Annotated in this window: 19 protein-coding genes and 2 pseudogenes; 11 read left to right on the forward strand and 10 right to left on the reverse strand. The window is 65.6% G+C overall.

Annotated elements, in window-relative coordinates; translation table 11 throughout:
• Positions 1-270: 270 nt before the first annotated feature.
• Positions 271-378: pseudogene (locus TK49_RS25275) on the reverse strand (altronate hydrolase); the annotation flags it as partial.
• A 111-nt stretch (positions 379-489) separates the two neighbouring features.
• On the opposite strand from TK49_RS25275, the gene TK49_RS11315 reads away from it, so the two are divergent.
• Positions 490-1,878: an L-cystine transporter gene (locus tag TK49_RS11315; RefSeq protein ID WP_045786782.1), complete on the forward strand. Its 1,389-nt coding sequence runs from the start codon at positions 490-492 to the stop codon at positions 1,876-1,878.
• A 62-nt stretch (positions 1,879-1,940) separates the two neighbouring features.
• Here TK49_RS11315 and pcaQ read toward each other — a convergent pair whose 3' ends face one another.
• Entirely contained in the window at positions 1,941-2,885 is a 945-nt protein-coding gene (gene pcaQ, locus TK49_RS11320; protein ID WP_045786783.1) for a pca operon transcription factor PcaQ, read from the reverse strand.
• A gap of 93 nt (positions 2,886-2,978) precedes the next feature.
• Here pcaQ and pcaH point away from each other — a divergent pair, with 93 nt between their 5' ends.
• From pcaH to thpR, 3 genes are read left to right on the forward strand one after another with little or no spacing between them, the layout of a single operon-like run.
• Positions 2,979-3,728 (forward strand): protocatechuate 3,4-dioxygenase subunit beta, encoded by a 750-nt coding sequence (gene pcaH / locus TK49_RS11325; RefSeq protein WP_045786784.1) that lies wholly within the window; start codon positions 2,979-2,981, stop codon positions 3,726-3,728.
• Complete coding sequence (gene pcaG, locus TK49_RS11330; RefSeq protein WP_045786785.1) at positions 3,728-4,423, forward strand: protocatechuate 3,4-dioxygenase subunit alpha; 696 nt, start codon at positions 3,728-3,730, stop codon at positions 4,421-4,423. The genes pcaH and pcaG overlap by 1 nt, the downstream gene beginning before the upstream one ends.
• Positions 4,424-4,483: 60 nt before the next feature.
• Positions 4,484-5,152 carry an RNA 2',3'-cyclic phosphodiesterase gene (gene thpR / locus TK49_RS11335; RefSeq protein ID WP_082076310.1) on the forward strand — a complete coding sequence of 223 codons (669 nt, stop codon included), beginning with the start codon at positions 4,484-4,486 and terminating at the stop codon, positions 5,150-5,152.
• Positions 5,153-5,163: 11 nt separating this feature from the next.
• Here the strand turns inward: thpR and TK49_RS11340 are convergent, their stop codons facing one another.
• Together TK49_RS11340 and TK49_RS11345 are read right to left on the reverse strand one after the other, a co-directional pair.
• Positions 5,164-5,859: a DsbA family protein gene (locus TK49_RS11340; RefSeq protein WP_045786787.1), complete on the reverse strand. Its 696-nt coding sequence runs from the start codon at positions 5,857-5,859 to the stop codon at positions 5,164-5,166.
• A gap of 25 nt (positions 5,860-5,884) precedes the next feature.
• Complete coding sequence (locus TK49_RS11345; protein ID WP_045786788.1) at positions 5,885-6,766, reverse strand: MBL fold metallo-hydrolase; 882 nt, start codon at positions 6,764-6,766, stop codon at positions 5,885-5,887.
• A 109-nt stretch (positions 6,767-6,875) separates the two neighbouring features.
• Between TK49_RS11345 and TK49_RS11350 the strand changes: the two genes are divergently transcribed.
• Positions 6,876-7,778, forward strand: a complete 903-nt coding sequence (locus TK49_RS11350) for a LysR family transcriptional regulator (RefSeq protein ID WP_045786789.1) — start codon at positions 6,876-6,878, stop codon at positions 7,776-7,778.
• Here TK49_RS11350 and TK49_RS11355 read toward each other — a convergent pair.
• From TK49_RS11355 to TK49_RS11365, 4 genes and pseudogenes are all read right to left on the reverse strand, one after another.
• Positions 7,771-8,937, reverse strand: a complete 1,167-nt coding sequence (locus TK49_RS11355) for an MFS transporter (RefSeq protein ID WP_045787856.1) — start codon at positions 8,935-8,937, stop codon at positions 7,771-7,773. The two genes, TK49_RS11350 and TK49_RS11355, sit on opposite strands and share 8 nt — an antisense overlap.
• Positions 8,938-9,014: 77 nt before the next feature.
• Positions 9,015-9,842, reverse strand: coding sequence for an isocitrate lyase/PEP mutase family protein (locus TK49_RS11360; protein WP_045786790.1), 828 nt, complete (start codon positions 9,840-9,842; stop codon positions 9,015-9,017).
• Positions 9,843-9,845: 3 nt separating this feature from the next.
• Positions 9,846-10,037 (reverse strand): annotated as a pseudogene (locus tag TK49_RS24160) (DsbA family protein); the annotation flags it as partial.
• A 9-nt stretch (positions 10,038-10,046) separates the two neighbouring features.
• The gene (locus tag TK49_RS11365) at positions 10,047-10,964 is read right to left on the reverse strand and encodes a LysR substrate-binding domain-containing protein (RefSeq protein ID WP_045786791.1); all 918 of its coding nucleotides are present in this window, start codon (positions 10,962-10,964) and stop codon (positions 10,047-10,049) included.
• Positions 10,965-11,112: 148 nt separating this feature from the next.
• Between TK49_RS11365 and TK49_RS11370 the strand changes: the two genes are divergently transcribed.
• The 6 genes from TK49_RS11370 to TK49_RS11395 all read left to right on the forward strand — a co-directional run bounded on the left by TK49_RS11370 (position 11,113) and on the right by TK49_RS11395 (position 16,993).
• On the forward strand, positions 11,113-12,330 hold the full coding sequence (locus tag TK49_RS11370; RefSeq protein WP_045786792.1) for an MFS transporter: 1,218 nt from the start codon (positions 11,113-11,115) through the stop codon (positions 12,328-12,330).
• 246 nt (positions 12,331-12,576) lie between these two features.
• The gene (queE, locus tag TK49_RS11375; protein WP_027681500.1) at positions 12,577-13,215 is read left to right on the forward strand and encodes a 7-carboxy-7-deazaguanine synthase; all 639 of its coding nucleotides are present in this window, start codon (positions 12,577-12,579) and stop codon (positions 13,213-13,215) included.
• A gap of 78 nt (positions 13,216-13,293) precedes the next feature.
• Positions 13,294-13,770 (forward strand): 6-carboxytetrahydropterin synthase QueD, encoded by a 477-nt coding sequence (queD, locus tag TK49_RS11380; protein ID WP_009238193.1) that lies wholly within the window; start codon positions 13,294-13,296, stop codon positions 13,768-13,770.
• Between the two features lie 19 nt (positions 13,771-13,789).
• The gene (tadA, locus tag TK49_RS11385) at positions 13,790-14,338 is read left to right on the forward strand and encodes a tRNA adenosine(34) deaminase TadA (RefSeq protein ID WP_045786793.1); all 549 of its coding nucleotides are present in this window, start codon (positions 13,790-13,792) and stop codon (positions 14,336-14,338) included.
• Positions 14,335-15,261, forward strand: a complete 927-nt coding sequence (gene ldcA, locus TK49_RS11390) for a muramoyltetrapeptide carboxypeptidase (RefSeq protein ID WP_045786794.1) — start codon at positions 14,335-14,337, stop codon at positions 15,259-15,261. Before tadA ends, ldcA begins: the two co-directional genes overlap by 4 nt.
• Before the next feature lie 109 nt (positions 15,262-15,370).
• The gene (locus TK49_RS11395; protein ID WP_045786795.1) at positions 15,371-16,993 is read left to right on the forward strand and encodes an ABC-F family ATPase; all 1,623 of its coding nucleotides are present in this window, start codon (positions 15,371-15,373) and stop codon (positions 16,991-16,993) included.
• Positions 16,994-17,071: 78 nt separating this feature from the next.
• On the opposite strand, the gene TK49_RS11400 is transcribed toward TK49_RS11395, so the two are convergent.
• Together TK49_RS11400 and TK49_RS11405 are read right to left on the reverse strand one after the other, a co-directional pair.
• On the reverse strand, positions 17,072-18,622 hold the full coding sequence (locus tag TK49_RS11400) for an amino acid permease (protein ID WP_045786796.1): 1,551 nt from the start codon (positions 18,620-18,622) through the stop codon (positions 17,072-17,074).
• Positions 18,623-18,696: 74 nt separating this feature from the next.
• Complete coding sequence (locus TK49_RS11405) at positions 18,697-20,235, reverse strand: amino acid permease (protein WP_045786797.1); 1,539 nt, start codon at positions 20,233-20,235, stop codon at positions 18,697-18,699.
• Positions 20,236-20,343 lie beyond the last annotated feature (108 nt).

The following is a 20,343-nucleotide window of genomic DNA, read 5'->3' on the forward strand; positions in this document are numbered from 1 at the left end:
AGATGACGTCGTCGCTATGAATGACTGAGTGAGAGGGAGCGCAACGCGCCACTCAAACGAAAAAGCCCGCATGACCGCGGGCTTCTTTCATTGGCGGGAAAGGCGCGCCATTACGCCGCCCCGCCGAGTCGCGCCTTCAGCGGCCCGCGTGATGGCCGCAAGCTGGACAGCGCGTGGCGCGCTGCATTGGCGCGGTTGGGATCGGCGCTGGGTTGCTCTTGATGCTGCGGGCCGCGTCGCCCGGCGGGGTGCCGGGTACACGTCTTGCATCACCGCGCCAAGCTGCCAGGGCACGAACTGGTTGGCGCCCAAACCATCCAGTCCGCTCTTGATGCGCGTGCCGGAGGCCGTGGCCAACACCAGTTGGAACAGCGCCTCTGCGCCAGGTGGAGCCGCAGCTGCGATGCGTTTCGTGCCTCGGCAACCTTTGTGCAACTGGCGTAAGATGCCCGCTCGATTTTTGATCGCTGCGTGCGACCCACAAGCAACATGAACCTTCCGCTCTTACTCAATCTCGCGACGTTCGTCGTCATCCTGATCGCCCTCGGCCGTGTGAACGCGAGCTGGAGTCTGGCCAAGCGTGTGCTGCTGGGCATGGTGCTGGGCATCGTGTTCGGACTGGCGCTGCACCTGATCTATGGCGACGACAGCGCGACGCTCAAGCAGTCGATCTCGTGGTTCGGCATCGTTGGCGGCGGCTATATCCAGCTGCTGCAGATGATCGTCATGCCGCTCGTGCTGGTGTCAGTGCTGAACTCGGTCGCCAGGCTCAACAGCACGGCGTCGCTGGGCAAGATCAGTGTGCTGACGATCGGTACGCTGCTGCTCACGACGCTGATCTCGGCGCTGGTCGGCGTGTTCGTCACCCACCTGTTTGGCCTGACGGCGCAAGGGCTGGTGCAGGGCGCGCAGGAAACCGCCCGGCTGACCGCCATCCAGGACAACTATGTCGGCAAGGTGGCCGACCTGTCGGTGCCGCAGCTGGTGCAGTCCTTCATTCCGAAGAACCCGTTTGCCGAGCTGACCGGTGCCAAGCCGACGTCCATCATCGGCGTGGTGATCTTTGCGGCGTTCCTCGGCGTGGCTGCGTTGAACCTGCTCAAGGATGATGCGGTGAAGGGCGAGCGCGTGCTGACCGCCATCGACACCGCGCAGGCCTGGGTGATGAAGCTCGTGCGGCTCGTCATTCGCCTGACCCCTTACGGCGTGCTGGCGCTGATGACGAACGTGGTGGCCGTGTCCAACGTGCAGGACATCATCAAGCTCGGCGGTTTCGTCGTGGCGTCTTACCTGGGCCTGGCGATCATGTTCGGCGTGCATGCCGTGCTGCTCACGCTCAACGGCATCAATCCGCTTCGCTTCTTCCGCAAGGTCTGGCCGGCGCTGTCGTTCGCGTTCACGAGCCGGTCGAGTGCAGCCACCATTCCGCTGAGCATCGAGGCGCAGACCCGGCGCATCGGCGTGCCGGAGTCGATCGCCAGCTTCGCCGCATCGTTTGGCACGACCATTGGCCAGAACGGCTGCGCAGGCCTGTATCCCGCCATGCTGGCAGTGATGGTGGCGCCCACCGTGGGCATCAACCCGTTCGATCCTGTATGGATTGCAACGCTCGTGGCGGTGGTCACGCTCAGCTCGGTCGGCGTGGCGGGTGTGGGCGGCGGCGCCACATTTGCAGCGTTGATCGTGCTGCCGGCGATGGGCTTGCCGGTGACGCTCGTGGCACTGCTGATCTCCATCGAACCGCTGATCGACATGGGCCGTACCGCGCTCAACGTCAACGGCTCGATGACCGCCGGGACGATCACCAGCCAGTTGCTGGGGCAGACCGATCGCAGTGTCTTCGATGCTGCTGATGACGTGGAGATGGCACACCGCTGATCTGCGCGTCGAAACGAAAAATGCCGGCCATGGGGTCGGCATTTTTTTGAGCGCAGGGCGGCTCAGCCGGGCGTCTGCGCCAGCTCCGTCAGCAGTTCCATGAACGCGCTGGCCAGTTCGCTGGGCGTGGCGGCGCTTCTGCGCAGCAGGCCGACGGGCTCCTGGGTGCCCGACGTGACGATGTCCAGACGGGCGAGTTGACCATGCGCCAGGTCGTCGGCCGCTGCGCGCTCGGGCGTGATCCACACCGCATCGGATCGGCACGCCAGCAACCGTGCGACGGACACCGAAAGCGTTTCCGTCACGCCCGCCGGCAAGCGCAGCCCGTGCGTCTGGAACAGCGCTTCGGTGTGATGACGCGGCACCGTGCCCGGCGTGGCGATCACCAGCGGGTAATCCAGCACCGCCTGCAGCGAGGCCGACGCGCCTGCCTGCGTCAGCAGCGGATGCCCGGGCCGCACGACCAGCGCCAGCGGCTCGGCATACAGCAACTCGAACGACAGCCCCTGCATGCGGTCGGGCTCGGCCATGCGGCCGACGATGAAATCGAGCTCGCCGGCCTTGAGCGCGGTCAGCAGCTCGACATTGGTGCCGGTGCGCAACCGCACGCCGGCATGCGGGCGCTGCGCGTGCAAATGGGCAATCGCCTGGGGCAGCAGGCTGCTGGCCACCGTCGGCAGGGCGCCCACATGTACCACCGGCGCGGAAGCGTCCGTCGATCCCATCAGCGCGGCGGTGGCCGATTCCAGCGCTTGCGTTACGCCCACCGCATGCCGCAGGAATTGCTCGCCGGCCGCGGTGAGCCGCGCGCCTTGCCGGCCGCGCTCCACAAGCTGCACACCGGCCAGCGCCTCCAGCTCACCGAGCGTTTTCGACACCGCCGGCTGGCTCAGATGCAACCGCTCGGCGGCGCGCCGCAGGTTGCGCTCCTGCGCGATGGCGACAAAGCAGCTCAGATGGCGAAACCGGATGCGGGACGGCAAATCCGCTGAGAAGGCGCTTTCCATAACTTGGGGTTATCGATTTTCCGATAATAAGTCAATTTACTTCACTTTTTGTCGGCGATACAGTCTCTGCACGATTTCATAAGGAGACGCCCCATGACCCTGCCGCTTTCCGGCACCGGCGAATTCGCCCAGCGCGACACCGCGCAGCATCCGCCCGCACTGACCCCCGGCTACAAGACCAGCGTGCTGCGCTCGCCGCGCAACGCGCTCATCTCCACCCTGAATACCCTGTCGGAAACCACCGCACCGGTGTTCCATGCCGACGACCTGGGCCCGCTCGACAACGACCTGATCCTCAACTACGCCAAGGAAGGCCTGCCGATCGGCGAGCGCATCATCGTCCACGGCTATGTGCGCGACGAGTTCGGCCGCCCCGTGCCGAACGCGCTGGTGGAGGTGTGGCAGGCCAACGCCGGCGGCCGCTACCGCCACAAGAAAGACCAGTACATCGCGCCGATCGACCCGAACTTTGGCGGCTGCGGCCGCATGCTGACGGATGCCAACGGCTACTACGTCTATCGCACCATCAAGCCCGGACCGTATCCGTGGCGCAATCGCATCAACGACTGGCGCCCTTCGCACATCCATTACTCGCTCTCGGGCGATGGCTGGGCCCAGCGCCTGATCACGCAGATGTACTTCGAGGGCGACCCGATGATCGCGCAGTGCCCGATCATCAAGACCATCCCGAGCGAAGAGCAGGTGCGCGGTCTGATCGCGCTGCACGACACGGCGAACCACGTGCCGCTCGACAGCCGCTGCTACCGCTTCGACATCACGCTGCGCGGCCGCCGTGCCACGCATTTCGAAAACGCCGTGCCCGCCCTGCAAGGAGCCAAGTGATGACCACGACCACACTGCGTGAATCGCTCGAACGTGCCCAGGCAACGGCCATGACCACAACGCCGCCGTTCGCGCATTTCAACGAGACCGCTTCGCAGACGGGCGGCCCGTACGTGCACATCGGTCTTGCACCGCGCCAGGCCGGCTTCGACATCTACGACAAGGAATTCGGCAGCGTCCTAACCACGCCCGCCACACGCGGCGAACGCATCGCGCTGGAAGGCCGCGTCTACGATGGCTCGGGCTCGCTCGTGCGCGACGTGCTGATCGAGATCTGGCAAGCCAACGCGGACGGCAAGTACGCCCATCCGGCCGATCGGCAAGACAAACCTGTCGACCCCGCATTCCGCGGCTGGGGCCGCGCCGGCGCCGATTTCGATACGGGCGTCTATCGCTTCGACACGATCAAGCCGGGCGCCGTGGCCGGCCGCAGCGGAACCACGCAGGCACCGCACATCTGCATGATCCTGTTTGCCCGCGGCATCAACCTCGGCCTGCACACACGCGTGTACTTCAGCGATGAGGTCGCGGCCAACGACACGGACCCGGTGCTGAACGGCATCGAGTGGGAAGTGCGCCGCAAGACGCTGATTGCCCAGCGCAGCGAGCGCAACGGCGAGGTGGTCTACACCTTCGACGTGCGCCTGCAAGACACGCCGGATGGCGGCGCGGAGACCGTGTTCTTCGATATCTGATCGCCGCATCACATCCAAAAGACCACGCCGGCAGGTTCACACCGCCGGGCGTTGTTTTTGATGCGAGCAACACGACTTTCAGCGGGACGTCATGCGGGCGTCGATAATGGGTGGATCGCCAGCCCGGCGTTTGACGACCCTGCCGTGACCCAGCTCACTCTTCCCGGATTCGAAGCCACTCCGCAATTGCCCGCGCATCGCCTGTTTCTGGCGATCAAGCCTGACGTGGATACCGCCGAGCGCATCGCGCGGCTGATCCAGCAATTACGGCCCGTCGTGGGTTTCAAGGGCAAGGCGCTGCGTGCGGAGCGCCTGCATGTCACGCTGCATCACCTTGGCGATTTCGTTCATCTGCCGCCTGACGACGTCGTGGCGCGTGTGCGTGCAGCAGCGGCCGGCCTCGCGTTGCCGGCATTCGACGCCACGTTCAACCAGGTGGTGAGCTTTCATGGCCGGCGCGACCATCGGCCGTTCGTGCTGCTGGGCGACGAAGGCGTGGGCGGCTTGATGGCGTTTCAGGCGGCGCTGGGCGAGGCACTCCAGCATGCCGCGGTGCCGGTGCCGCGCGGGCATTTCAAGCCGCACATCACGCTGTTGTATGACCGCGGCGGCTTTGCGCCGAAAGCGGTCGAGCCCATCACGTGGACCGTGCGCGAGTTCGTTCTCATCCATAGCTGGCTAGGCAAAACGCGCTACGACGAACTTGGCCGCTGGGCGCTCAAAGGCTGAGCGCCTTGTCGTTACGCGCAGCCGTCCGGCCCGCAGACAGGGCCATCGGCTTGGTTCATTGGGGCAGGCGCGCCGATGTGCTGCGTCAGCGCCTGAGCCCAGTGTTCCGGTTTGCCGAGCCACGGGCCAACGTCGATGATGCCCAGTTGGCCATCGGCATCTTCGAGCGCAAACGTCGGAAACCCCTGACCGCCCACTCGATCGAGCCATTGTCGGCTTTGCGCGATGTGCTGCTGCGTGAGCGCACCGGCTTGCCGCGCGTATTCCGCATCGAATGCTTCGGGCGATAGGCCGATCTCCGCCGCAAGCTCGCGCAGTACTGGCACATCGGCAATGCGACGGCCTTGTTCGTAATGCGCGCGCTGGATGCGATGGATCATGTCCAGCCCGCGGCCGCCGAGCGCCTGGGCTGCAAGCACGGCGGTAATGGGCGGCTCCGAATCCATTACGGCGCTGGTGTCGCGCAACAGGCTTTCGAAGTAGGGCTCGCCGAAGGGCTGGCCGGTCAACTCGGCAATGCGGTGGTCGTGCGGCATCACGTAGTCGCGCCATTGGGGCGTGACCGTACGGCGGTTCGGGCCGGCAAGCATGCCGCCGCCGTGGAAGGCGATCGTGAGGCCGGGCACCGTGCGCGCTGCTTCCACCAGCGGCGCGGCGCCGTAGCACCAGCCACACAGCGGGTCGTAGATGTAATGCAACGTCGTCATGTTGTTTCCTCGGTGGCAGGCCGGCTTACTGCGGCCACTTCATTTCGCCCTTGATGACCTTGGCGCTCAGCTCCAGCGATGCCTCGCCGGCCAGCGTCGGATAGGCCGCCTTCATCGCCTTGATCAGCTCCGCCGAGTTGTTGGCCTTGGCGGCCTGTACCTCAAAGGTCTTCAGGTAATCCGCGGTAAAGCGTACCGCGTCCAGCCCCGTTGGCATTGCACCCGTGAAGTGACCGGGCACCACGGTCGTCGGCTTGAGCGCTGTGATGTTGTCCAGCGTCTGCAACCAGCCCAGGCGCGATTCGCGCGTCTGCGTGTCGGCCACCCAAACGTGGTCGCCGCTGTTGACCACCACGCCGCCGGCCACGGTCTTGATCGATGGGATCCACAGATACGTGCGTGCCGCGTCGGGGCCGTTCAGGCCCTTGATCTCGATGGTGCGGCCTTCCAGCGTGAGGTGGTCGGCGTTCAGCACGTCGGGCAGCACGAGCGTCTTGGGCGCGTTGTCCTTGAGGATCGGGCCCCAGTACGCGAGCTTGCCGTTCATTGATGCCTTGATGGCGGCCACGGTTTGCGGTGTTGCCACGATTTTCGCGTTCGGGAAGGCAGCGCGGATGACGTCGAGGCCGAAGTAGTAATCCGGATCGCTCTGGCTGATGTAGACCGTGGTGAGCGTCTTGCCGCTGGCCTTGAGTTTCTGCACGAGCGCCTCTGCATCGCTGCGCTGGAATTGCGCGTCGATCAGGATCGCCTCGTGCGCACCGCTGATGATTTCCGACGACACCGGGAAGATGCCCTTGGCGCCGGGGTTGTAGACCTCGAGATGCAAGGGGGCAGGCGGAGCAGCGTGAGCAGCAAGGCCGGCGCTGACGAGGCCGGCGGCAAGCAGGGTGCGGAGCAGGGACATCGGGGTTCTCCAGTCGGATGAAATGCGTGCAATGTCGCCACTGTAGGTTGCTTGATCCGATCGAAAAACCCCCTAAGATGCGCATATTTGTTTCTCCAATCGATCAAATATGGATCGCATCACGTCGGCCGAAGTGTTTGTGGCGATTGTCGAGCGCGGCAGCCTGAGCGCCGCCGCCGAAGCGCTCGACATGTCGCGCGCGATGGTCACGCGTTACCTGGCGCAGATGGAGGCGTGGTCCGGCGCGCGGCTGCTGCACCGGACCACGCGCCGCATCGGCCTGACACCCGCCGGCGAGGCCACGCTTGCGCGCTGCCGCCAGATGCTGGAAATCGCATCGCAGATGGCCGTGGCGGATGGCCCCGAAGCCGATACGCCGCGCGGGCTCCTGCGCATTGCCTGCGCGCAGTCCCTGGCGCAGCAGACGTTGAGCGCGGCGGTGACGGCCTACCTGCGGCGCTATCCGCAAACGGCCGTCGATCTGGTGGTCGACAACCGCACCATCAACCTCGTGGAAGAACGCATCGACCTGGCCGTGCGCATCACCAACGATCTGGATCCGAACCTGATTGCGCGGCCGCTGGGCATGTGCGAATCCGTCGTGGTGGCGGCGCCGTCTTACCTGGCCGCGCACGGTACACCGCGCCGCGTGCAAGACCTGGCCGTTCACAACTGCCTGACGTATTCGTACTTCGGCAAGAGCCTGTGGAAGTTCACCGAGGCGAAGACGGGCGCGCCATCAGACGTGCCGGTGGGCGGCAATCTGAGTGCGAATGAATCGATGGTCCTGCTGGCAGCGGCGCGGGAGGGCGCGGGGATTGCGTTGCAGCCGGTGTTTGCTGCCGCGCCGCTGATCGCCAGCGGGCAACTCGTGCGTTTGTTGCCCGACCACGTGCCGCAGGCGCTGGGCATTCACGGCGTGTACAGCTCGCGCAGGCAGATGCCGGCGGCGCTGCGGGCGATGCTCGATTTTCTGGTGGACTGGTTCAGGGCGCAGCCGAACGTCACGTGATTGGGCCGGAAGACTTCCTTCGCATCGCCAACAGGCCCAACGCCAGCAGGCAGAACACCGCCCCCGCGTGGAATGTCGCGGCTGCGCCGAGCTTGTCCCACAACAAGCCCGCCAGAACGCTCGCAGCCAACATCGCCAGCCCGCTTACGAGGTTGAACATGCCGTAAGCGGTGCCGCGCAAGTCGGCCGGTGCGGTGTCGGCGACCATGGTTGCCAGCAAGCCCTGCGTGATGCCCATGTGCACGCCCCACAGCGCCACGCCTGCGATGACCACGCTCCAGTGAGCGGACAGGCCGAGCACCACATCGGCCGCAATCAGAACCACCAGCCCAAGCGCGAGCAGCTTCGTGTGGCTCATGCGGTCAGAGAGCTTGCCGAATGGATACGCCGCCAGCGCATAGACGACGTTCATCGCCACCATGACCAGCGGCACCAGCGCCAGCGGAATGCCGCCTTGCTGTGCCCGCAGCACCAGGAACGCTTCGGAAAACCGCGCGAGCGTGAAGACCGCGCCGATCATCACCACCCACCAGTACGCGCTGTTCAGTCGCTGCAGGCTGTCGCGGCGGATCGGGTTGGTGCGGCGGGCCCCGTTGTGGGTTTCGGGCTCCCGCAGGCCGAACATCAGCAGCGCAACAGAGAGCAGTCCCGGCACCACGGCCACCCAGAACACGGCGCGAAAATCATCCGCCCACAGCAGCATCAGCCCCACCGCCAGCAGCGGCCCCAGAAACGCGCCCACGGTATCGAGCGACTGCCGCAGCCCAAAGGCCGCGCCGCGCAGTGCAGGCGGGGCAATGTCGGCGACCAGCGCATCGCGCGGCGCCCCGCGGATGCCCTTGCCGACGCGGTCCAGCAGGCGCGCCGTCAGCACGATGCCCGCGGTGGGCGCAATGGCGAACAACGGTTTGGACAGCGCGCCCAGCGCATAGCCGAAGACCGCCAGGCCCTTGCGCTTGCCAAGGTAGTCGCTCAGCGTGCCGGAGAAGATCTTGACGATGAGCGCAGTCGACTCGCCCAGGCCTTCGATCAGCCCGACCGACAACGCACTGGCGCCCAGCGCCGACACCATGAACAGCGGCAGCAGGCTGTGGATCATCTCGGAGGCAATGTCCATCAGCAGGCTGACGCAGCCGAGCACCCAGATGCCGGCGGGCATCTGCCGCAGGCCGCCGGGCGGTTTGGTGTCGGTGGGAGGGCGCGCCAAGGTGGGTCGCGTTCGCTGTGGGGCGAGCGTCAGGCGAACGGCGCGAAGAGGCTGTTGAGCTTGGCCCCACTGGCAGCGTCGCGCGCGAAGGCGAATGTGCCGGCGGTGCGCAGCTCTTCCGCCGCCCGCAGGAAGGCACCCATGGCAACGCGTGCGAGTGTCGCGCCCACGCTGATGCGCTTGACGCCCAGTTCCGTCAACTCGGCCACGCTGAGGTTGCCGTCGGCGAAGCCCATCAGCACGTTGAGCGGCCGATCGATCTCGCGCAGCACGGTGGCGATCTCGTCGCGCGTTTTCAGGCCGGGGGCGTAGAGCACGTCGGCGCCGGCGTCCTGGAAGGCCTGCAGGCGGCGGATCGTGTCGGCCAGGTCGTTGCGACCGTGCAGGTGGTTCTCGGCGCGCGCGGTGAGCGTGAACGGAAACGGCAACGCGCGCGCAGCCTCCACCGCAGCGCGCACGCGGTCGACCGAAGCCTCCAGCGAGTAGATGGGCGCATCTGCGCGACCCGTCGCGTCTTCAATCGAGCCGCCGACGATGCCCGTGGCGCCCGCCAGGCGGATGGTCTCGGCGACGGCTTCCGGCGCATCGCCAAAGCCGTTTTCCAGGTCGGCAGCCATGGGCACATCCGTGGCGGCTGCCAGATCGGCCACGTGCGCGAGGATGGTGTCGCGGCCGACGCCATAGTCGGGCAACCCGCGCGAGAACGCGAAGCCGGCGCTGGTGCTGGTCAATGCTTCGAAGCCCAGCGATGCCAGCAGCCGGGCGGAGCCCGGGTCCCACGGGTTGGGAATCACAAAGGTGCCGCTGCGTTCGTGCAGCGCGCGGAAGGCGTGGGCTTTTTCGATCTGGGTCGGCATGGGCTATCCGGTGTGAAGTGGATGAAGGTTGGACTGCACTGCTGCGGCACGGGCGAGCGCATCGTCCAGGCGGTCATTGCCCCAGAACACCGCGTCGCCGACAAAGAACATGGGAGCGCCAAAGATGCCACGAATCTGCGCGGCGTGCGTTTGCTCGCGCAGGGCGGTAAAACGAGCGTTGTCAGTGCTCGCCTCAAGCGCCTTTCATGCAGCGTGCGTGGCCGCTTCCGAACAGATCCAGGCAGCCACATCCCGCACGTCGCGGCGCGGGTTCGGCTCGGATTGGATCAACCAGTACGCATGCGTATTGCGCACCCCCGGGGCGATGGTCGGTACGGTGACCAGGCGGCCGTCCGCCAGCAGCGGCGCGATCAGCTCCAGGCGGCCGAGCGCGATGCCCTGGCCGGCCATCGCCGCATGGATGATCTGGTCGTGCTGGTTGAAGCGCAGCACGGTGCGCGGCTTGGCGTGGCTCCAGCCGGCGGCGGCCAGCCAGTCGGTCCATTGGAGCCAGGGGCGGCGCAGGTCGCGGTCGTCAAAGTCGAGCAGCGTTTGGCCGGCAAGCGCCTCGGCGGAATCCAGCGAGTGCAGCCCCAGCGACGGATGCGCGACCGGCGCCACGGTCTCCCCAAACAGCCGGATGGCACCGGGCGGCGCATCGCTCGGTGGGCAATACCGGATGGCAAGTTCAATGCCTTCGTTCTTCAGGTCGACGAGGCGGTTGTTGGTGGCCACGCGCACGTCGATGTCGGGGTATTGCTGCTGGAAGCGGGCGAGGCGCGGCAGCAGCCACAGCCCGGTGACACCGATGCTGGCGGTGATCGTGACCGGCCGACGTTCGGCCGCCACGCGAATGGCGCCGATGGCGTCCTGCAACTGCTGCACGGCGCTGTCGGCGCTGCGGAACAGGCGTTCGCCCTCGGGCGTGAACGCAATCGAGCGGTGCCCGCGCACCAGCAGCTTCACACCGAGCGCCTCTTCCAATGCCGACACCTGCCGGCTCACCGCCGATTGCGTCAGGCACAGATCATCGGCCGCGAGCGTGATGCTCATGCGCCGGCCTACCGCCACGAAGCCGCGCAGCAAGTCCAGGGAGGCCAATCGAACCAGGGGAGTCGACATGCGTTTTCCTCATGCAAGGCGTTCTCAAAGATCAATTGAGAAGCCGGATAGGGCGAAGTTTAATAAGCCATCGGGCGACATTCCAGTCTCATGCACGCTCCCCACGCTTGCGAAGCCGGAATGTCAGTCACATCGGAGAAAAACGCTCATGACCTCGAAATCTCTCACGCAATCGCCCTGGTTGCCGGTATTGGCCGGCGGCGCGGTGATCGGCGTGGCGCTGGGCATTCGGCACGTGCAAGGGCTCTTCCTCGTGCCCGTCACGATGGGCCATGGCTGGACACGCGAAACCTTCGGCCTTGCGATCGCGTTGCAAAACCTCATTTGGGGCGCGGCACAGCCTTTTGCGGGCATGCTGGCCGACCGCTACGGGGCCGCCAAGGTGGTGGTGGCCGGCATCGTCGTCTATGCGCTCGGTTTGCTGCTGATGGCACATGCGGGCACGCCGCTGGGCTTCACGCTCTCGGCCGGCGGGCTGATCGGGCTGGGGCTCTCAGGCACGTCGTTCGGCGTGGTGTATGGCGCGATCAGCCGGTTGACGCCGCCCGAGCGGCGCAGCTGGGCGCTGGGCGTGGCGGGCGCGGTGGGCGGTGTCGGCCAGTTCGTGATGGTGCCGACGGCGCAGGGCTTGCTGAGCACGGTCGGCTGGGTGACGGCGCTGGTCGTCATGGCGGTGGTCATGGCAATCTTCTTGCCGCTGGCCGCGCCGCTGCGCGAAAAGGCATCGAGTGCCGCCGTGCAGGAGGCGCATCAAAGCATGGGCGCAGCCATCCGCGAGGCCTTCGCCCACCGCGGTTTCTGGCTCCTGAACCTCGGGTTCCTCACGTGCGGATTCCAGCTCGCCTTTATCGGTGCGCACATGCCGGCGTACCTGCTCGACAAGGGGCTCACCGGCCGCCACGGCATGGTCGCGCTGGCGCTGATTGCCGCCGCCAACATCGTCGGCACGTATTACTGCGGCGCGCTGGGCGGGCTGTTCCGGCGCAAGTATCTGCTCTCGTCGCTGTACCTGATCCGCACGGGGGCGATTGCGCTGTTCATCCTGCTGCCGCTGTCGCCGGCAACGCTGTATGCGTTTGCCATCGTGATGGGCCTGCTGTGGCTCGGCACGGTGCCGCTCACGAACGGGCTGCTGTCGCAGGTGTTTGGCGTGCGCTACATCGGCACGCTGTTCGGCTTCGTGTTCCTCGGTCACCAGATCGGCGCGTTCCTGGGCGTGTGGCTGGGCGGCGTGGTGTACGACCGCCTGCATTCCTACGATGCAATCTGGTTTGGCGCGATGGTGCTCGGCGTGGTGGCCGCGCTGCTGCACTGGCCGATCGACGATCGCCAACTCGCGCGCACGCCGATGGCGCTACCGGCATGAAGGATCGGCTCAATCGATGGGCGGCGTGGGCGCTGGCGGCGGCCGGCGCTGCCCTCGTCTTTGCGGCGTGGCTGACGCCGGAAGGTGCATTTTCTTTTGTGACGTTGGCGTCCTTCTGCGGGTAGGGCGACGCACGATCCCGATTTGTGAAACAATATTGGGTTAATCACTAGTGGGCACTGGTACGGTTTGCGCGGGAATTACGTCGCTTTTGCGTCGTTCTCCTGTGAATGCCACCGTTCAGACATGACTTACGCCGTCAAGGAAATCTTCTACACGCTGCAAGGCGAGGGTGCCAACACCGGCCGCGCAGCTGTCTTCTGCCGCTTTGCCGGCTGCAATCTCTGGAGTGGGCGCGAAGCCGATCGCGCCACCGCCGTCTGCCAGTTCTGTGACACCGACTTCGTCGGCACGGACGGCACGCAAGGCGGCAAATACGCCACCGCCGACGCACTCGCCGATACCGTTGCCGCCGAATGGCCGGCCAGCGCCACGGGCGGCAAGCCGCTCGTCATCTGCACCGGCGGCGAGCCGCTGCTGCAACTCGACACGCCGCTGATCGACGCGCTGCACGCACGCGGCTTCGAAATCGCCATCGAGACCAACGGCACCATCGCCGTGCCGGAGGGCATCGATTGGGTGTGCGTGAGCCCCAAGATGGGCTCTGAACTTGTCGTCACGCGCGGCGACGAGCTGAAGGTGGTGATCCCGCAAGACGGGCAAGACCTCGACGCATACGAACGGCTGGATTTCCAGCATTTCTTCCTGCAGGCCATGGACGGCCCGCTCGCCCGGCAAAATACGGCGGCTGCCGTTGAGCTGTGCCAGCGCCGGCCGCGCTGGCGCCTGTCGCTGCAAACCCATAAGATGCTGGGCATCCGCTAAGGCGGGCCGCAGCACTTTGTCCCCGGTTTTCTGCCGGTTCCAGCCGTTTCGCGGCGCCCGCTGCCGCCACCTTGCTCCATGACCAAGACCGTTTCCATTACGCGCCGGCTCGAATTCGACGCCGGCCACCGCATCCCGGGCCATGCCGGCCAGTGCCGCAACCTGCACGGCCATCGCTATCAGCTCGAACTCACGCTGACCGGCGAAGTTCTGCACAACGACAAAGCCGCCGACGACGGCATGATCCTCGACTTCGGCGACGTCAAGCAGCTCGCCAACAAGCATCTCGTCGACCTGTGGGATCACGCTTTCCTCGTCTATCGCGGCGACACCAAGCTCGTTGAATTCCTGAACGACATGGAAGGCGGTCATAAGACCGTCGTGCTGAATGACGTGCCCACCGTCGAGAACCTCGCGCAGGTGGCCTTCGACATTCTCGAGCCGGTGTTCCGCAACACGTTCGGGCACCATCTGCGCCTGTCCAAGCTCGTGCTGTACGAAACCCCGAACTGCTGGGCCGACGTGAAGCTCGCGCGCCCGCACGAGCAGGATTGATTCGACAGCGCCGGATCGCATGACCACACCGCACGTCCTGACCCCGCCCGCCGACATGTCCGCCCACGAGCGCGACGGTTACTGGATGCAGCAGGCGCTCGTGCAGGCCAAGTTCGCATGGGGGCAGGGCGAGGTGCCGGTGGGCGCAGTGGTCGTGCGCGGCAACGAGATCGTCGGCGTTGGCTACAACGCGCCGATCGGCACGCATGACCCATCGGCGCATGCCGAGATGCGCGCCCTGCGCCAGGCCGCCGAGAAGCTGGGCAACTACCGCCTGCCCGACTGCGAAGTCTTCGTGACGCTGGAGCCGTGCGTGATGTGCGCCGGCGCCATGCTGCATGCCCGTGTGGCGCGCGTCGTCTACGGCGCGCCGGACCCCAAGACGGGCGCCGCGGGCAGCATCCTCGACCTGTTTGCCGAGACGCGGCTGAACCACCAGACCGCCATCACCGGCAGCGTGCTCGCGCAGGAATGCGGCGACATGCTGCGCGCCTTCTTTGCCGAGCGCCGCGCGAGCCAAAAGGCTGCGCGACTGGCCTCCATTGAGCCAAACGACCCCACGACATGACTACCGTTCGCCTGATTGCGCCTTCCGGCTACCCGAACGATGCGGCCGTCGCCGAGCGCGGCGTGGCGTTTCTTGAAGGCCAGGGCTGCACGATCGTCAACCGTGAATGCCTGCATCGCCGCCATCAGCGCTTTGCCGGCGGCGAACTTGCGCGTCTGGCCGACCTGCACCAGATCGGCGCCGGCAGCGGCCAGGAAATCGCCATGGCTATCCGCGGCGGCTACGGCCTCACGCGGCTGCTGGACCGCATCGATTTCATCGACATCGGCCGCCGCGCGCAGGCCACCGACGCGATCATCGTTGGGCACAGCGATTTCACGGCGTTTTCGCTCGCGTACCTGGCGGCCACGGGCGGCGTGACGTTTGCCGGCCCGCACGTGTGCTCCGATTTCGGGCTGGAAACGGTTGATCCGTTCATGCTCGAGCACTTCTGGGGCGTCCTGCGCAGCCCGACGTACACGCTGCGCGTGGATGTGCCGCAGCCAAAGGAATGCGCGCATCCGGGGCGCTATGCCGGCACGCTGTGGGGCGGCAACCTGGCGATGCTGTCCAGCCTGGTCGGTACGCCGTATCTGCCCGACATCCGTGACGGCATTCTCTTCGTTGAGGACATCAACGAGCACCCGTACCGCATCGAGCGCATGCTGCTGCAGCTGCAGCAGGCTGGCGTGCTCGATACCCAGCAGGCGCTGGTGCTGGGCGATTTCTCCGGCTATCGCACCACGCCGTATGATGCCGGCTACGACTTCGACGCCATGCGGGCTTACCTGGCCGAGCATCTGTCGATTCCGGTGCTGACGGGCTTGCCGTTCGGACATTGCCCGACCAAGGCGACGCTGCCGATTGGCGCGCAGGCGACGCTCGACGTGCACGCCACGGGCTTTACGCTGCACCTGTCGGGCTATCCGACGCTCAGGGCCTGACCACACGGCCATCCGCATCACCGGCGGGTGGTAAAATCTCCGGTTTCCCAAACGGTGTCCGCAATGTGTGCGCGGCGCCGGCTCACCGCTTTCCAATCAAGGTCTTCACGTGCTTTCCACCGCCAACATCACCATGCAGTTCGGGCCCAAGCCCTTGTTCGAGAACATCTCGGTCAAGTTTGGCGAGGGCAATCGCTATGGCCTGATCGGCGCCAACGGCTGTGGCAAGTCGACCTTCATGAAGATCCTGGGTGGCGATCTGGAGCCGAGCTCGGGCACCGTGATGCTGGAACCGGGCGTCCGCCTGGGCAAGCTGCGCCAGGACCAGTTCGCCTACGAAGACATGCGCGTGCTGGACGTGGTGATGATGGGCCACACCGAGATGTGGGCCGCCGCGCAGGAGCGCGACGCCATCTACGCCAACCCGGAAGCGACCGACGAAGACTACATGAAGGCCGCCGAACTGGAGGCGAAGTACGCCGAATACGACGGGTACACGGCCGAAGCCCGCGCCGGCGAACTGCTGCTGGGCGTCGGCATCCCGACCGACCAGCACAACGGCCCGATGAGCGCGGTCGCCCCGGGCTGGAAGCTGCGCGTGCTGCTGGCGCAGGCGCTGTTTTCGAACCCCGATGTCCTGCTGCTGGACGAACCGACCAACAACCTCGACATCAACACGATCCGCTGGCTGGAATCGGTGCTCAACGAGCGCAATTCCACCATGATCATCATTTCCCACGATCGCCACTTCCTGAACTCGGTCTGCACGCACATGGCCGACATGGACTACGGCACGCTGAAGGTCTACCCGGGCAACTACGACGACTACATGGAAGCCTCCATGCAGGCGCGCGAACGCCAGATGGCGGCCAACGCCCGCGCCAAGGAGCGCATTGCCGACCTGCAGGACTTCGTGCGCCGCTTCTCGGCCAACAAGTCCAAGGCACGCCAGGCCACGTCGCGCCTCAAGCAGATCGACAAGATCAAGGTGGAAGACATCAAGCCGTCGTCGCGCCAGAACCCGTTCATCCGCTTCGAGTTCGAGAAGAAGCTGCACAACCTGGCCGTGGAAACCGAGAACGCACGCAAGCGGTACGACCGCACGATCTTCGACGGCCTGACCATGGCCGTGCGCGCCGGCGAAAAGATCGCCATCATCGGCGAGAACGGCGCGGGCAAGACGACGCTGCTGCGTTGCCTGCTCAACGGCGCCGTCAAGACCGGCGTGCAGCGCGGCATCGAGTTGGACGGCGGTACCGTCAAGTGGGCCGAGCACGCCAACGTCGGCTACATGCCGCAGGACACCTACGAAGAATTCCCCGAAGACCGCGACCTGATGGACTGGATGAGCCAGTGGACGCAGGCCGGCGATGACGACCAGTCGCTGCGCGGCACGCTCGGACGTCTGCTGTTCTCGGCCGACGACATCAAGAAGAGCGTCAAGGTGCTCTCGGGCGGCGAGAAGGGCCGCATGATCTGGGGCAAGCTGATGCTGGGCCGCCACAACGTGCTGGCGCTCGACGAGCCGACCAACCACATGGACATGGAGTCGATCGAATCGCTGCAGATCGCGCTCGACAAGTTCGAAGGCACGCTGATCTTCGTATCGCATGACCGCGAATTCGTCAGCGGGCTGGCAACACGCATCATCGAAGTGCGTACCGACGGCACGCTGACCGACTACCTTGGCACGTACGACGAGTACCTGCAGAGCCAGGGCGTGGAAGTCTGATTCTCAGTCGGCGGGCAAGAAGATAGGCGGCCAATGTGCCGCCTTTTTTTGTTCACGGTGTCTTGCGCACCGTGGCGCTCAGGCCTTGCCGGAGACGGCCGAAGAGGGCCGCGCATCCCCCTGAGCCCCTGCAGGCGCATCCGCCGCCTCGGCCGCCAGGTGCGCAGTGCTGAACTGCATCTGCGCATACGGCACAAACCGCGTCTTGAACTTCCAGCGGTATACGAGCCAGATCGCCACGAATACGAACACACCGCAATACGTCGACAGGAACGCGCCAAGGTTCTCCACCGGCGCAAGCAGCGCCTTGGTGTTCTGCCCGAGGATGATCACCACGCAAAGGATCGCCACCATGATCGGCCCGAACGGAAAGAACGGCGACCGATAGGCCAGCTGCCTCGCCGAATGGCCCTGGCTCACGAAACCCTTGCGGAAGCGGTAGTGCGCCAGGGCGATGCCGAACCAGGCGATGAAGCACGTGACCGCAGACGTGTTCAGCAGCCACAGGTAGACGACCTGGTCGCCAAACAGTGAACTGAAGAAGCACAGCGCGCCCACGGCCGACGTGACGACCAGCGCCCGATGCGGCACGCCGTTGCCCGACACCTTCGCAAACCAGCGCGGCGCCTGGCCTTCGAGCGCGAGGTCGTAGAGGATCCGCGTCGATACATAAAGGCTCGAGGTGCCCGACGACAGCAGCGCAGTCAGCACCACCGCGTTCATCATCCCGGCGGCAAACGCGAGGCCGGCATGCTGGAACACCAGCGTGAACGGGCTCACACCGATGTCGGTGGCTTCATTGCGCAGCAGGTTCGGATCGGTGTACGGCAGCAGCACGCCGATGATGAGAATCGCCAGCACATAGAACAGCGGGATGCGCCAGAACGTCTGGCGGATCGCGCGCGGGATCGTGCGCGAAGGGTTCTCCGCCTCGCCGGCCGCCACGCCCACGGTCTCCACGCCCTGGAACGAGAACCCGGCGATCATCGCCACGCCCACCATGGCCGGTACGCCGCCCACGAACGGCGCGTCGCCGACGGTGAAGTTGTGCCAGCCGGAAGCCGGCCCGCCGTGCATGATGCCGAAGACCATGGCCAGCCCGATCAGCAGGAACACGACAATGGTCACTACCTTCACCATCGAGAACCAGTATTCCGCTTCACCAAAGCCGCGCACCGAGAAGGCGTTGAGCATGAACATGAGCAGCAGGAACGCTGCGCTCCACACGATGCCCGACACCCCCGGAAACCAGTACTTCATCACCAGCTGGGCCGCCGCCAGCTCAACCGCCACCGTCACGGCCAATGAGAACCAGTAGTTCCACCCGAGCGCAAAGCCAAAGCCTTCTTCCACATACAGCCGGCTGTAGGTCACAAACGAGCCGGACACCGGCAGATGCACCGCCAGCTCGCCGAGGCTCGTCATCAGGCAATAGACCATGACGCCGATGAGCGTGTAGGTGAGCAGGGCGCCGCCCGGGCCGGCCTGCGCAATCGACGCGCCGGACGCGACGAACAGGCCCGTGCCGATGGCGCCGCTCAGGGCGATCATCATGATGTGGCGCGAGCGCAGGCGGCGGCGCAGTTGGGATTGAGCCTCGAGCCCGGTGGGGGTGATGGGTGTATGCATGACAGTGAAGCCGTGGTCGGGCGTCCAACAATCAAAACGCCCGCCGGCGCAAAGCGATCGGCAGGCGGGCAGGGTTATTGCGGCGCGCGGGTGGAGACGGTCGGAAGTTCGGGGCCGGCATCCTGGCCGGCCAGCGGGTCGCGCGTGACGGGCGGGCGCGGGAAGTGCATGTCCTGGTAGCGCACGATGCCGCCGCCGCGCACGAGCCGGTAACCGAACCAGATCGCAAAGAAGATCGGGATGCCGATATAGGTGGCGATCACCGCCGGCCAGTCGATCGTGCCGCTGGTGAACGCCTGATAGTTCTGGCCCAGCGTGATGACCAGGCACAGCGCAAACGCGAACAGCGGTCCGTACGGGAAGAATTTGGAGCGATACGGCAGTTGCGACGAATCATGCCCCTGCGCCACCAGCCCCTTGCGAAAGCGGTAGTGGCTGACGGCAATGCCGAGCCACGCCACAAAGCCGGTCATGCCGGACGTGTTGAGCAACCACAGGTAGACCGTCTTGTCGCCGTACAGCGAGCTCAGGAAGCACAGCGCGCCCACGGCCGTTGTGGCCAGCAGTGCATTGCGCGGCACACCGTTCCGGGAGAGCTGCGCAAAGATGCGCGGCGCCCGGCCTTCCGTCGCCAGGTTGTAGAGCATCCGCGTGGATGCATACATGCCCGAGTTGCCCGCCGACAGCACGGCCGTCAGGATCACCGCATTCATCAACCCCGCCGCAAACGCCAGGCCGGCATGCTTGAACACCAGCGTGAACGGGCTCACGCCAATGTTGGTGACTTCCGTCGACAGCAGATTCGGATCGGTGTACGGCACCAGCACGCCGATGATGAAGATGGCCAGTACATAAAACAGCAGGATGCGCCAGAACACCTGCTTGACCGCACGCGGAATGGTGCGTGCCGGGTCGGCCGATTCGCCAGCCGCCACGCCGATCAGCTCCGTCCCCTGAAACGAGAACCCCGCGATCATCGCCACGCCGATCATCGCCGGCAGTCCGCCCACAAACGGCGCATCACCGATCGTCAGATTCTGCAGGCCCGATTGCGGACCGCCCTTCATGATCCCGAAGATCATCGCCAGGCCAATGCCGATGAAGAAGATGACCGTGACGACCTTGATGAGCGCGAACCAGTATTCCGCCTCGCCAAAGCCGCGCACCGAGATGGCGTTGAGCAGGAACATGACGGCGAGGAACACGGCGCTCCACAGCACGCCCGGCACATCGGGAAACCAGTAATGCATGACGAGCTGCGCGGCCGCCAGCTCCACGGCAATCGTCACGGCCCAGTTGTACCAATAGTTCCAGCCGAGCGCGAAGCCGAAGCCTTCGTCCACGTACAGCGCACCGTAGGTGGCAAACGACCCCGAAACCGGCATATAGGCGGCAAGCTCGCCTAGGCTGGTCATCAGGAAATAGACCATCGCCCCGATCAGGATGTAGGCGGCGAGGGCGCCTCCGGGGCCGGCCTGCGAGACCGACGCGCCCGAGGCCACGAAGAGCCCGGTGCCGATCGACCCGCCGATGGCGATCATGGTGAGATGGCGCGCGCGCAATGTGCGGCGCAAGCCCGGCGTCTCTGAGGACGGGGTAGCGTGTTCTGACATGGATACAGAGTGGTCGATTTTGCTCGGATCGCGAATCAAATCGACGAAATGTGACGAGACGTCCCCGTGCCTGATGGGCACCTGGCGAACGAAATGCGCGACTCTATC

Origin of the sequence: Ralstonia mannitolilytica (assembly GCF_000954135.1) — a bacterium.
In the GTDB taxonomy this organism is placed as follows: domain Bacteria; phylum Pseudomonadota; class Gammaproteobacteria; order Burkholderiales; family Burkholderiaceae; genus Ralstonia; species Ralstonia mannitolilytica.